Here is a 12,740-nt window from a genome sequence, read left to right as displayed (position 1 = left end):
TTAATAGCAAATTTATGGTTCATCTAATAAAAAAGGGAAGTTTTCTTGGCAAAAAAGTCATTAAAAAATAACTCAATGACAGGTAGATTAAGTTATATCCGAATGCAGCTGGGCTAAATATAATAATGATTATTTGAAAAATAACACTTACGACTCAAGGATTGAGGTTGGGGATGAAATTATCGTTTGTATGTTACTTATTGGCGATCTTGGCCATCTGTGGGTTGGTGCAACGAACAACTGATATCGAACAAAAAAAACCAAATAGTGATGCTGAGCTTGTCTTAGATAATGTTCGCGTATCAATGCAGCGATTATTAAGGTCAACAGATAACGAATATTTTTTGAGTCTTTAGATGGATGTGCTTCATCCAAATGCAACGCTTACTTCCCTCAAAGACAACGTCACTATCCAATTTAAAGGGGAGCAAAAAGGCGATCAAGTTTTTTTAAAAGCAGAACAACTGAGTGATGATTCAAATGCAATTCAAGACTTGAAAGGACAGCTTAACTATAAAACGAATGTATTTAAATCTACTTTGGTCAATCATGCGGGTGTGATTCGAATAAAGAAATTCGAGCCTGCTTTTAAAGTAAAAAATATGCCTGATGTGAGTTTTAATTTCTATGGCATATCTAAATCTGAACATCCTTTCAAACGATTAATGACACGTATCGAGGTGTTTGATAAAGCCAATCAAAAAAGCATGCAAATACTTGAAGGCTTTCAATCGTTTCCCAATAGTATTGGTTATATGGATGTAAATTTTGATGGTTACTATGATGTAGTGCTCTCTGATCTGTCAGAGGATAAAACGCTTCAAGATCGTCGTTTTATTTACTGGATTTATGATTCTGTTCAACAAAAATTTAAACGTACAGATCAGTACGAGCAAATCATTGGATTTGCACTATTACATGGTGATAAACAGCACATCGATTTTTCTAATGGACAGGTTTATGTAATTGTTGAAGGCATTTTGAAACCAGTTGCAGTTAATGCTGAACAAGAAACTAAACAATTAGCAGAACGAACATCATCAGAATCCTCTGTAGCACTTCAAGGATAAAACTTGGAAAAACGGATTGAAGAACCACCAGTGAACTCTGGTCAAGAGCAAGAGTCTTAAAAATGTGAAAATCTGAATGAGCCTTATGACAAAGCTGTCATGAAACCATCATCATATTGACATTATGTTCTTATAAATTTTAGGGATAACATTAATAAAAGGTGTGATGATGGCACTCCTGAATTTACAAGCAACACAACAAAAAAAATTATTTGAATTATTGGACATTAAAAAAAATACGTCATTTGAGGATTTTATTCTTCTTCCTGATGCTGATCAGCCTAAACGACATCCTCAATTAAAAATTGCCATTGTGACTGAGACATGGTCACCAGAGATTAATGGTGTTGCAAACTCACTGATGAATTTATGTCTGGGATTGCAGAAGCGAGGTCATCAAATTTTGTTGATACGTCCTCAACCCAAAGTGAAATGTAAACGGTTTAAACCTGATGCAGAGTGTTGGGTGCATGCTCAGGCGATTCCGAAATATCCCACCTTACAGTTTGGTTGGCCACAGTTTTCTAAAATCTCAAAAGCAGTTGAGGTATTTCAGCCAGATGTTGTGCATATTGTGACAGAGGGACCATTGGGATTTGCGAGTCTAATGGTGGCTAAATCTCAGAATATTCCTGTTTCAAGTGGTTTTCACTCTGCTTTTCAAGAGTTTAGTCGATACTTTGAGTTTCCTTTTTTCGTTAAACCTATCTCAAAGTATTTAACATGGTTTCACAATAAGACAGACGTGACTTGTGTGCCAAGTTTAGATACACAGCATGCTTTAAAACAAATGGGAGTAAGTGGTGAGTTAAGGGTGGTGGGGAGAGGTGTTGATACCCAATTGTTTAATCCGAATAAAAGATCGGAGTTGCTCAGAGATCAATGGGACGCAAATGAGCATACACGAGTACTGATTTCTGTTGGTCGGTTGTCACCTGAAAAGGAAGTAGACCTGATTATTCGGACTTTTTTGAAAATGCAAGGTGAGGTTGAGCATCATACTAAATTGGTCATTGTCGGAGATGGACCAGATCGAGTAAGGCTTGAAGCTCTTGCGAATCATCACCCTGATATTATTTTTATGGGAAGTTTGACTGGTGATGATTTGGCATGTGCATATGCCAGTGCAGATGTGTTTATCTTTCCAAGTCAAGTTGAAACCTTTGGAAATGTCGCCCTTGAAGCATTGGCAAGTGGCTTGCCTGTGGTGGCTTATGATTATGCATGTGCCAAACTGCATGTTGTGCACAATGAAACGGGATGGCTGATCCCTCTTGGTGATCTAGATATGTTCGAACGAGCAATGACAGCAACATTGAATCAACCTGATTTAAAAATAATGGGTGAGAAAGCGCATCTTGCAGTTGCTGCAACAGGATGGTTGAAACCTGTTATTGATTTTGAGCAAACGTTATTTTTTGCTGTGCATCGTACTTTATTTCACTAAGTTATCTTGAATTCGTAGATTCTTGTCGCGTGTTTGAGGGTAGTCGGTGAATCAGTCATCTATTCTAATTATGACAAGTATTTAATGAAATCATCATCATAATGAAATGATCCATCTCTAAAGTAAAAGTATGAAAAAAATACAAAAGAGGTGTGATGATGGGAATCATGGACACTGTATTGCCTAGATCGACAACGCAATATGATCACCAGAGGCTAAAATTTAAAAATCAAAACTCCGATCGGGATGTATCGGTGCTTGAGCAATTGGGGCGATCTAGATTAAAAATAGCTGTCGTTACGGAGACATGGCCGCCAGAACTGAATGGTGTTTCATTGTCTTTACTACAGATTTGCAAAGGTTTACAGAAGCTTGGTCACAAAATTCTATTGGTACGACCTTCACAAAAACAAATATGTTCGGAATTTTCTCCGAACCGTGAGTGTTTGGTGAATGGTCAAACCATTCCGAAGTATGCCCATATGCAATTTGGCTGGCCACAGTATGGCAAAGTGGCTAAAGCTTTTGATGAATTTCAACCAGATTTGGTGCATATCGTGACGGAAGGACCATTAGGTTTAGCGGTACTTCAGCTCTCAAAAAACAAAAAGATTCCTGTGAGTAGTGGTTTTCATTCTGCTTTTCATGACTTTAGTCGTTTTTATGATCTTGCTTTTATGGTCAAGCCGATTCAACACTATCTCAAATGGTTTCATAACAATACGCAATTGACCTGTGTACCAAGTCAGGACTCGGCTGATGCGATACGTAACTTTGGTGTTACATGTCAAGTTGAAGTGATTAAGACTGGGGTGGATGTTGAAAAGTTTTCACCTACTTTTCGAAGTGTACAACTCAGACGACAATGGGATGCTTGTGAGAATACAACTGTGCTACTTTATGTTGGTCGTGTTTCACCTGAAAAAGAAATTCAGGTGTTAATTGATGCCTATTTAAAACTTAAAACACAAACAACGCGCAGATTTAAGTTGGTCATCGTGGGGGATGGGCCCGATTATTCGCGTTTGGTTCGTCAGAGCAAACATACCGATATCATCTTTACTGGAAGCTTAAGTGGTACAAATCTTGCTGAATCATTTGCAAGCGCAGATGTATTTGTTTTTGCCAGTCAAGTAGAGACATTTGGCAATGTCGTGCTTGAAGCGATGGCGAGTGCATTGCCTGTCGTTGCTTATGATTATGCTTGTGCTAAGCAGTATTTAGATGCGGAAACAGCATGGTTAGCACCTTTGGGTGAGCCTGCAACTTTGGTTCAATATATTGTTAATCTGCCCCAAAACAAACGCTTGCATGCAATGGGGGTGCAGGCAATGAAAAAAGTACAACAAGTCGGATGGCAACATCCAGTTAAACAACTCGAACATGCATTTTATCGTGTCGTGCAGCAGAAAACGCTCACGGCCTGAACGATAGGAGTAGAGTGAAATGAATTTTAAAAATACCAAAATAAAAATACTCGATCTTGATCTAAGAGGATGTCTCTATTTCAATAATCTATCGCATACACAAAGTATTGCGCTCATATTTAAAATTATTAGTCGGCTCGGAGATGGTGTTTTTTGGTACATGATGGTGGCGTTAGTATGGCTACTGCAAGGACCGCAATACACTATTCAAATTTTATATATTGTTGTTGCTGCTTCGTTAGGTACGCTGATTTATAAAATTTTAAAAACAAAAACAGTACGTCCACGACCATACCAAGTTCACCAAGTTATTCATATTGGCGAAAGACCACTAGATCATTTTAGTTTTCCTTCTGGTCATACATTGCATGCAGTAATGGCAACAATCGTATTGGGTTATGTAGAGCCTGTCTTGCTGGTGATGATGATGCCATTTACCATTTTGGTTGCGTTGTCGCGCATGGTATTGGGATTGCATTACCCAACTGATGTTTTAGTGGGTGCCTTAATTGGGGTGATGGTTGCGAGTGGTATTATCTTGGCTGCTCCAGCATTGAATATCATATTGTGAGGGTATGTTGATTGCATGATAAGGCGTACAAAAGCAATATAATTGTACGTCTTGATTTGCTTTTTGCTAAAATTAAGCCATGAATTCACCAAAGATGATTTAGGAATAAGTATGGGTTTACGTTGGACAGACACCCTTGATATCGCAATTGAACTGTATGAAGCCTATCCAGATGTAGATCCACAATGGATCCGTTTTACTGATCTTCATGCATGGGTTTGTGCGCTTCCAGAATTCGAAGATGATCCAAACAAATCAACAGAAGGATTGTTAGAAGCAATTCAAATGGCTTGGATTGACGAAGCTCGATAATTCATCGATCGAAAAAAACCATTTTTTTACACGCGAAAAGCAGATAATCGCGCATTATTCGGTATAATGCGCCAAAATTTTCATGTCAATTTGACTAAAGGAGCCAATCATGGCTATTGAACGTACTTTATCTATCGTTAAACCAGATGCAGTTGCTAAAAACCACATCGGTGACATCTTTGCTCGTTTCGAAAAAGCTGGTCTTAAAATCGTTGCGACTAAAATGAAACATTTAACTCAAGCTGAAGCTGAAGGCTTCTATGCTGAGCACAAAGAACGTGGTTTCTTTGCTGACCTCGTTGCGTTCATGACTTCTGGTCCAGTTGTTGTATCAGTTCTTGAAGGTGAAAACGCAGTTCTTGCTCACCGTGACATCCTTGGCGCTACTAACCCTAAAGAAGCTGCTCCAGGTACAATCCGCGCTGACTTCGCTGTAAGCATCGACGAAAATGCTGCTCACGGTTCTGACTCTGTAGCATCTGCTGATCGTGAAGTTAACTACTTCTTCGCTCAAACTGAGATCGCTCCACGTACTCGTTAATTCGCAGTATTCAAACCAGATAAGTGCTATACTGCTTATCTGGTTTTTTTATTTCTGAAAGATTTTATTGCTTGAAAATTGAGCATGTTCTTTTATCCCACATTATGGTTTAGGTAATACTCATGAATTCTGAAGTTGTCGCTTCATCCGTCAATTTAGATGAACAACAGCCCACTACTGTTCAAGTACAGCAGGCTGATACTGTACAGAAAGTGAATTTACTTGGCCTGTCACGTCCGCAAATGGAAAAATTCTTTGAGGATATGGGGGAGAAAAAGTTCCGTGCGGGTCAGGTGATGAAATGGATTCATCAGTTCTTCGTTACTGATTTTGCTGAAATGACCAATATTTCAGGGAAATTACGTGAAAAACTTGAAAGGATTTGTGAAATTAAAGCACCAGAAGTCGTGCATAAAAACTATTCTAAAGATGGAACGCGTAAGTGGGTATTCCGTGTAGGTGATGGTGCGGGTTCTTTGGTTGAAACAGTACTGATTCCTGCTGAGGATAAAACGGGTTCGCGTAAAACCTTATGTATTTCATCACAAGTCGGTTGTGCTTTGGACTGTTCGTTCTGTTCAACAGGAAAACAAGGTTTCCAACGCGATTTAACACAGGCTGAAATCATTGGTCAGTTGTGGATGGCGAACTATTCCTATATGGAAGATGTGCCTGTTGCTGAGCGTGAGCGTTCTGTGACCAACGTGGTAATGATGGGTATGGGCGAGCCATTACTGAACTATGATGCTGTGCTTAACTCAATGCGTATCATGCTTGATGATTTCGCCTATGGAATGTCTAAACGCCGTGTCACACTGTCAACTTCAGGGGTTGTGCCGAAGATAGATCAATTGGCTCAAGACATCGATGTTGCTCTTGCAATTTCATTGCATGCAACCAATGATGAGTTACGTAACGAATTAGTACCAATTAATAAAAAATATCCGTTAGACCAACTCATTGCAGCGTGTCAGCGTTACATCACTAAAGATGGTAATGAAAGTGCACGTAAGCATGTCACAATTGAGTATGTCATGTTAGAAGGGGTCAACGATCATCCTGAACATGCACAGCAGATGATTAAGTTGTTGAAAAATTTACCAAGTAAAATTAACTTGATTCCATTTAATCCATTCCCACATGCACCATACGGGCGTTCGAGCCGAAATCGCATCATTTCTTTCCAAAAAACTTTGTCTGATGCTGGTTTTGTGTGTACGATTCGTCAGACACGTGGGGATGATATTGACGCAGCTTGTGGTCAATTGGTAGGTCAAGTGGCTGACCGTACTCGTCGTGCAGAACAATGGAAGAAAAAAGTGCTAGAACGTAATGAAATTATGCGTTCACAAGGCTAGTTGTATCATTTAGATGTGAATGATTAAGAAGAGGGAGGCATCATTTGAGCAAGCCGATGTATAAAAAAATAGTCATGACGATGACAGTCGCTTTATCTGGATTGCTTTTCTTTGGATGCCAAACTACCAGTGGCGATACGAGCAAAAAGGATCCTGAGAAATCAGTGAAAGTTCGTACCCAAATGGCGGCTGAATATATTCGGAATGGGAATTTAGATGCTGCCAAACGTGTGCTTGATCAGGCATTAGAGGTTAATTCGCGCGATTCAACTGCAAATATGATGATGGGGGTGTTGCTTCAGCAAGAAGGAAGTGACATCAACATGCAACGTGCAGATCATTATTTTTCTCGTGCTATTTCAATTGATCCTAAAAATGCGCAAGCACGTAACAACTATGGTACGTATTTGTATCAAGTGAAACGATATAATGATGCTGTTAAACAGCTTGCAATTGCAGGCGCAACGCTTGGATATGACCAACGTCATCGTGCATTAGAAAACCTTGGACGGATTTATCTCATTCTAGGGGATATACCGAATGCTGAAAAAACGTTCAAACAAGCACTGCAAGTCAATCGTGACTCGACTGTTTCAATGATAGAGTTAGCAGAGATATTTTATCTGCAAAAGAATAATATTGCCGCGCGTCAGCTATATGAGCAATTTGTACTCAAAGTTGGCCAGCAAAATCAAGGTGCGCGAGCACTCTGGATTGGTTTACGTATCGCACGTGCCAATGGTGATAGAACGGGAATGTATGTGCTGGTGAATCAGTTGCGTACTTTATTTCCAAATAGTCAAGAATTTCAACGTTATTTGCAATTACAGTTCAATACTGAGGCCGTATGGAAGTAAATCCTAATTCACAGCAACCTACTGGTTCAAACGTAGCACCTAATGCTTTAGGAAATATTCAACGCCCTGGCGAGTATTTGCGTCAAATCCGTATTTCTCAACAACGTGATCTGGTCAAAGTTGCTGGTGATTTGAAAATGCCAGTAAAAACGCTTGAAGCGTTAGAGCAAGACGAATACAAATCGTTGCCAGAAGCGACTTTCATTAAGGGATATTATCGTTCGTATGCGAAGTATCTCAAAGTTGATGCCTCTGCTTTGATTCAACGTTTTGATGAAATCTATCAAAATGATACAGGTTTACTGCCAAACCATGCTTTGAACAATTCTCCAATTAAAATTATGGGGAAACTTCCTGGCTCGAAAAGCGTACGTAATCGCAAGTGGATTAAACGCATCGTGATTGCGTTAATTATTTTGGGCGTGGCTTGGCTATTAATCTCCGCAATCCAAAAATGGGCGGCTAAAGGCGATTCGTCAAATACTGATACGAATCAGTCCAATAATGTCCAAATTCTGACCTTAAATAATGGTACAGGCACGACTGAAGCAGTATCAGGCGATACGATGAATCTCAGTTTTAGTCGTCCTACATCGGTACACATTGTGGACAGTACAGGTAAGGTTTTAGCAACTGGACGCCAATCAACTGCGATTAGTTTGAATGGACAGTCTCCATTCCAAATTCGATTAGATGATGCTCAAGCCGTTTCATTAAGTTTAAATAATGAAAATATTTCATTGTCACCATATACCGTAAACGGAAAAGCTGAATTCCGTTTATCACGTTAATGGGTTAAAGGTAAAACGATGATCGAGAATCCGATTCGACGCAAACCAACACGTAAAATTCGCGTAGGTTCTGTGTATGTGGGTGGCGATGCGCCAATCAGTATTCAAAGCATGACCAATACTGAAACTTGTGATGTAGCTGCAACAGTTGCACAAATTCAACGTTGTGTGGATGCTGGTGCGGATATTATGCGTGTGTCTGTACCGAGTATGGAAGCCGCTGCTGCTTTTGGAGAAATCCGTAAACAAGTGCAAGTTCCACTCGTTGCCGATATCCATTTTGACTATAAAATTGCTTTGGCTGTTGCAGATTTGGGTGCAGATTGTCTGCGTATCAACCCGGGGAATATCGGTTCAGAAGCAAAAATTCGCGAAGTAGTTGCTGCGGCTCGTCACAACGATATTTCAATGCGAATTGGTGTCAATGCAGGCTCTCTCGAAAAAGATATTCAAAAGAAATATGGTGAGCCAACAGGTCAAGCTTTGCTTGAGTCAGCAATGCGTCATATTGATATTTTAGATCGTTTGGATTTCCAAGAGTTTAAAGTGTCAGTGAAAGCATCGAATGTCTTTTTGACGATGGATGCTTATCGCTTGTTGTCAAAACAAATTGACAACCCGTTACATTTAGGAGTGACTGAAGCTGGAATTTACCGTACTGGTTCGGTGAAGTCGGCAATTGCACTGGGCGGATTGTTAATGGAAGGCATTGGCGACACCATGCGAATTTCATTAGCAGCGGAACCTGAGGAAGAAATCAAAATTGGTTTTGATATTCTTAAATCTTTGGGCTTACGTTCAAATGGTATTAACTTTATTGCTTGCCCAAGTTGTTCACGTCAAGAATTTAATGTCATTAAAGTGATGCAAATGCTTGAAGAGCGTTTGGAAGATGTACGTACTCCAATGGATGTTTCTGTCATCGGGTGTAAAGTCAACGGTCCTGGTGAAGCTAAAGAAGCTGATATTGGTGTAGTGGGTGCAAGTCCACGTTCACTGGTGTATCGTAATGGTGAAAAGAGTCATTTAATTGACACAAATCAATTAGTTGACGAAATCGAAAATATGGTTCGTCAACGTGTTAACGAGCTTGAAAAAGCTAAATCAAAAGAGATTATTCGCACAGGTTTTTCTGAGTAGATCATGAGTTCAATCGTCGCAATCAAAGGTTTTAATGACATTCTCCCAACGCAAACCCCAGCTTGGAGACGTCTTGAACAGCATCTGTCTGGTTTGATGGATGCCTATGGCTATCAACAAATTCGTTTGCCGATGGTTGAACAGACAAACTTGTTCAAGCGTTCTATTGGTGATGCAACGGATATCGTTGAAAAAGAGATGTATACGTTTTTAGATAAAGGTAATCCTCCTGAGTCTTTGACTTTACGTCCTGAAGGTACTGCGGGTTGTGTACGTGCTATGCTCGAACATAATTTGCTTCGTGGTGCGACACCGCGTGTTTGGTATATTGGACCGATGTTTCGTTATGAAAAACCGCAAAAAGGTCGTTACCGTCAATTCCATCAATTTGGTGTGGAAACGTTTGGTGTTGCAACTCCTGATCAAGATGCTGAACTGATTTTGATGACTGCGCGTCTGTGGAAACGGATGGGTGTTGCGGACAAAGTTCAATTAGAGCTCAATACTTTAGGTGAGTCAGATGAGCGTGCAGCTTATCGCGCAGCCTTGGTTGAGTTTTTAGAATCACATAAGTCAGATTTAGATGAAGATTCGCAGCGTCGTTTAACGACGAATCCACTGCGTATTTTGGACTCTAAAGATGCAAAAACTCAAAGCATTTTAGAAAATGCGCCTAAACTTCATGACTTTATGGGTGAAGAGACGCTGGCACATTTCCAACAATTACAGCAATATCTAACCGATGCAGGTATTTCATTTGTCATTAACCAAAAGTTGGTTCGTGGCTTGGATTACTATAATAAAACTGTATTTGAATGGACGACGACACATCTCGGTTCACAGGGTACGGTTTGTGCTGGTGGTCGTTATGATGGTTTAGTGGGTCAGTTAAAAGGTAAACCAGATCAATCGGTTCCTGCGGTTGGTTTTGCAATGGGTATTGAGCGTTTGTTGCTTCTTTTAGAACAAGTAGAAGACAATACACCAGTACGTGATTGTGAAGTATTTTTACTTGCAGATCCTGCGATGCAAGGTAAAGCTTTAGTTTTGGCTGAGCAAATTCGAGATCAACTTGAAGCTGCAAGCAGTTCAGTACGTCTGAAACTTGGTTCTCAAGGCTCGATGAAAAGTCAAATGAAAAAAGCGGATCAGTCTGGTGCAATTTATGCCTTAATCTTTGGTGAGCGTGAAGCTGAGGCGCAACAACTTTCAGTCAAAGAGTTGGCTACAGCAGAGCAGACACAAGTAGCGGTCAATGACATTGTGCCGTTCATCATTGATAAACTATCTTCAAAATAAATTTAAGAACATAAGGAAAGGGCGATCATATGAGCGCAATGACTGACGATGAACAACTGCATACAGCAAAGTCGTTTTTTAAGAAATATGGATCGGCGTTGATTACGCTGATTCTTCTTGCCCTGATCGCCTTTTTCGGATGGGAATATTGGAAGAAGAAAAACGTAGCAGAAGATCAAATACAGACTGCTAAAGTACAGCTCTTAGTTGATGAAGCGAAAGCTGCAACAACTGATCCTAAAGTAACGACTGCTTTGGATGGAACTGCTGAAAAAATTGTAAAAGAAAATCCTGATTCGATTCATGCGGTTCAAACGCAATTTGTAATGGCAAAATTGGCTTATGATCAAGAGAATTATGCCAAAGCTGAACGTGAATTGAAAAAAATTGAAAATGCTCAAATCAAAGATGAAGGTTTACAACACATCATTAAGCTTCGTTTAGCAGATGCTCAACTGGCACAAAAAAAATATGATGAGGCTTTAAAAACATTGTCTGGTTTGACTTTGCCCGCTTTCAAAACAACTGTAGATGAAGCACGTGGCGATATTTATATTGCTAAGAATGATATTGAAAATGCGAAAAAAGCTTATCAGAGCGCGTGGGATAACTTAATTGCAACTAAACAAGAACGCCAAATCTTACAAATTAAACTCGAAAGTGTTGGCATATTAGTAGAAGATCCTGAAATTGAGCGCCCAATTTTAGATATACAAACGGATGAGTCTTAATGGATAGAAAGTATAAAATTTCTTTTGTTCTAGCGACATTGTCGTGTGCACTAACGGCGTGTACAAGCAATACGGTGAAAGAAGAAAAGGTGAAACCTAATCCGTTGCCTAAAATTCAGCAATCGGTGAGCTTAGCACCTATTTTTTCACATAACGTTTCAGCGACTGATGCTGCTGATCCATTGCGTTTGAGAATGGCGAATGATCAAGGTGTTTTATACTTTTTAGATCCTAAGGGAGAGGTTTCTGCATATCAAGGTAAGCAGCGTGTCTGGGAAAAAAAAGTTACAAAGCTTGGTTTAAGTTCAGGTGTTGAAGCGGCCAATGGGTTAGTGATCGTCGGCAACAAGAAAGGTAAACTGTTTGCTCTCGATCAAAAAACGGGTGATATCCGTTGGACGGCGCAATTAAGTGGTGCAATTTTGAGTGCGGCGCTTATTCAGACTGGTCGAGTGATCGTTGTTGCAAATGACGGTACGGTGTTTGGTCTGGATGAAAAAACAGGTCAACAAGTGTGGACCTATCGTATGCCAAACGAACAATTGAGCTTACGCGGTCAAGCTTCACCTGTGCGCTTAGACCCACGAACAGTGTTAGTGGCCTCGTCAAATGCATACGTGTACGCAATTGATAGTCTCACTGGAACTTTGCGTATGCAAAGACGTGTGGCAGTCAGCGATGGTCGTTCTGATATACAGCGTTTAGTTGATGTGGATGCAGATCCAATCGTTGCAGGACAATTGGTTGTAACCACTAGCTATCAAGGCCAAGTCACTGTACTAGATCTAGTTTCGCAACGTGTGATTTGGAGTGAAGATGCAAGCAGTATTAACCGTGCTGAAGTTGCAGGTCGCCAAGTCTTCGTCACGCAAACAGATGGTAAAATTGTATCGTTTGATCTGGTGACGGGTCAGCCGTTATGGACTAATGATCAATTGCTTAACCGTCAATTAAGCAACCCCGTAATGTTGGGTCAGTATTTAGTGGTAGGTGATTATGAGGGGGTACTCCACCTTGTAGATCCTAAAAATGGTCAACTTGTTGGTCGCGAAAAAACGCGTGGTGAAGTACGTTCGTTGCGTGTAGTGAACAATCAGCTTTACTCAGTGACACGTACAGGCGCACTTACAATTTGGCAGAATCGTTAATTTTTTCTCTGCTTATGGTAAACTAGTCGCTGAATACATATTTTAAGT

At 40.2% G+C, this 12,740-nt stretch carries 14 protein-coding genes; all 14 read left to right on the top strand.

The genetic code is table 11. The features are described 5' to 3' along the window. Positions 1-173 precede the first annotated feature (173 nt). The 14 genes from AC1M9H_RS10820 to bamB all read left to right on the top strand — a co-directional run bounded on the left by AC1M9H_RS10820 (position 174) and on the right by bamB (position 12,692). A complete protein-coding gene (locus AC1M9H_RS10820) occupies positions 174-356 on the top strand; it encodes a hypothetical protein (RefSeq protein WP_481613369.1) in 183 nt (60 codons plus the stop codon). Beyond that, entirely contained in the window at positions 357-1,070 is a 714-nt protein-coding gene (locus AC1M9H_RS10815) for an XAC2610-related protein (protein ID WP_481613368.1), read from the top strand. It begins immediately after the preceding gene. A 166-nt stretch (positions 1,071-1,236) separates the two neighbouring features. Beyond that, entirely contained in the window at positions 1,237-2,517 is a 1,281-nt protein-coding gene (locus AC1M9H_RS10810; protein ID WP_481613367.1) for a glycosyltransferase family 4 protein, read from the top strand. Between the two features lie 155 nt (positions 2,518-2,672). Beyond that, a complete protein-coding gene (locus AC1M9H_RS10805) occupies positions 2,673-3,944 on the top strand; it encodes a glycosyltransferase family 4 protein (protein ID WP_481613366.1) in 1,272 nt (423 codons plus the stop codon). A 19-nt stretch (positions 3,945-3,963) separates the two neighbouring features. Next, on the top strand, positions 3,964-4,515 hold the full coding sequence (locus tag AC1M9H_RS10800; RefSeq protein ID WP_481613365.1) for a phosphatase PAP2 family protein: 552 nt from the start codon (positions 3,964-3,966) through the stop codon (positions 4,513-4,515). A 111-nt stretch (positions 4,516-4,626) separates the two neighbouring features. Continuing rightward, positions 4,627-4,827 (top strand): Fe-S cluster assembly protein IscX, encoded by a 201-nt coding sequence (gene iscX, locus AC1M9H_RS10795; RefSeq protein ID WP_481613364.1) that lies wholly within the window; start codon positions 4,627-4,629, stop codon positions 4,825-4,827. Positions 4,828-4,936: 109 nt separating this feature from the next. After that, complete coding sequence (gene ndk, locus AC1M9H_RS10790) at positions 4,937-5,368, top strand: nucleoside-diphosphate kinase (RefSeq protein ID WP_035265623.1); 432 nt, start codon at positions 4,937-4,939, stop codon at positions 5,366-5,368. A gap of 122 nt (positions 5,369-5,490) precedes the next feature. Beyond that, entirely contained in the window at positions 5,491-6,726 is a 1,236-nt protein-coding gene (rlmN, locus tag AC1M9H_RS10785; protein ID WP_481613363.1) for a dual-specificity RNA methyltransferase RlmN, read from the top strand. 56 nt (positions 6,727-6,782) lie between these two features. Further along, entirely contained in the window at positions 6,783-7,583 is an 801-nt protein-coding gene (pilW, locus tag AC1M9H_RS10780; protein WP_481613362.1) for a type IV pilus biogenesis/stability protein PilW, read from the top strand. After that, a complete protein-coding gene (locus tag AC1M9H_RS10775; protein ID WP_035265612.1) occupies positions 7,574-8,374 on the top strand; it encodes a helix-turn-helix domain-containing protein in 801 nt (266 codons plus the stop codon). Before pilW ends, AC1M9H_RS10775 begins: the two co-directional genes overlap by 10 nt. An 18-nt stretch (positions 8,375-8,392) precedes the next feature. Continuing rightward, positions 8,393-9,514: a flavodoxin-dependent (E)-4-hydroxy-3-methylbut-2-enyl-diphosphate synthase gene (gene ispG / locus AC1M9H_RS10770; RefSeq protein WP_035265611.1), complete on the top strand. Its 1,122-nt coding sequence runs from the start codon at positions 8,393-8,395 to the stop codon at positions 9,512-9,514. A 3-nt stretch (positions 9,515-9,517) separates the two neighbouring features. After that, positions 9,518-10,813, top strand: coding sequence for a histidine--tRNA ligase (hisS, locus tag AC1M9H_RS10765; RefSeq protein ID WP_481613361.1), 1,296 nt, complete (start codon positions 9,518-9,520; stop codon positions 10,811-10,813). Positions 10,814-10,842: 29 nt separating this feature from the next. Then, complete coding sequence (locus AC1M9H_RS10760) at positions 10,843-11,544, top strand: YfgM family protein (protein ID WP_481613360.1); 702 nt, start codon at positions 10,843-10,845, stop codon at positions 11,542-11,544. Then, complete coding sequence (gene bamB / locus AC1M9H_RS10755; protein WP_481613359.1) at positions 11,544-12,692, top strand: outer membrane protein assembly factor BamB; 1,149 nt, start codon at positions 11,544-11,546, stop codon at positions 12,690-12,692. Before AC1M9H_RS10760 ends, bamB begins: the two co-directional genes overlap by 1 nt. Positions 12,693-12,740 lie beyond the last annotated feature (48 nt).

This window comes from Acinetobacter sp. ANC_7512, from assembly GCF_056779935.1.
This window is presented reverse-complemented; position numbering and strand designations above follow the sequence as displayed.

Coding starts and splice junctions, on each gene's coding strand:
- AC1M9H_RS10820 (WP_481613369.1), top strand. CDS start 174: ATGAAATTATCGTTTGTATGTTACTTATTGGCGATCTTGGCCATCTGT.
- AC1M9H_RS10815 (WP_481613368.1), top strand. CDS start 357: ATGGATGTGCTTCATCCAAATGCAACGCTTACTTCCCTCAAAGACAAC.
- AC1M9H_RS10810 (WP_481613367.1), top strand. CDS start 1,237: ATGATGGCACTCCTGAATTTACAAGCAACACAACAAAAAAAATTATTT.
- AC1M9H_RS10805 (WP_481613366.1), top strand. CDS start 2,673: ATGATGGGAATCATGGACACTGTATTGCCTAGATCGACAACGCAATAT.
- AC1M9H_RS10800 (WP_481613365.1), top strand. CDS start 3,964: ATGAATTTTAAAAATACCAAAATAAAAATACTCGATCTTGATCTAAGA.
- iscX (WP_481613364.1), top strand. CDS start 4,627: ATGGGTTTACGTTGGACAGACACCCTTGATATCGCAATTGAACTGTAT.
- ndk (WP_035265623.1), top strand. CDS start 4,937: ATGGCTATTGAACGTACTTTATCTATCGTTAAACCAGATGCAGTTGCT.
- rlmN (WP_481613363.1), top strand. CDS start 5,491: ATGAATTCTGAAGTTGTCGCTTCATCCGTCAATTTAGATGAACAACAG.
- pilW (WP_481613362.1), top strand. CDS start 6,783: ATGTATAAAAAAATAGTCATGACGATGACAGTCGCTTTATCTGGATTG.
- AC1M9H_RS10775 (WP_035265612.1), top strand. CDS start 7,574: ATGGAAGTAAATCCTAATTCACAGCAACCTACTGGTTCAAACGTAGCA.
- ispG (WP_035265611.1), top strand. CDS start 8,393: ATGATCGAGAATCCGATTCGACGCAAACCAACACGTAAAATTCGCGTA.
- hisS (WP_481613361.1), top strand. CDS start 9,518: ATGAGTTCAATCGTCGCAATCAAAGGTTTTAATGACATTCTCCCAACG.
- AC1M9H_RS10760 (WP_481613360.1), top strand. CDS start 10,843: ATGAGCGCAATGACTGACGATGAACAACTGCATACAGCAAAGTCGTTT.
- bamB (WP_481613359.1), top strand. CDS start 11,544: ATGGATAGAAAGTATAAAATTTCTTTTGTTCTAGCGACATTGTCGTGT.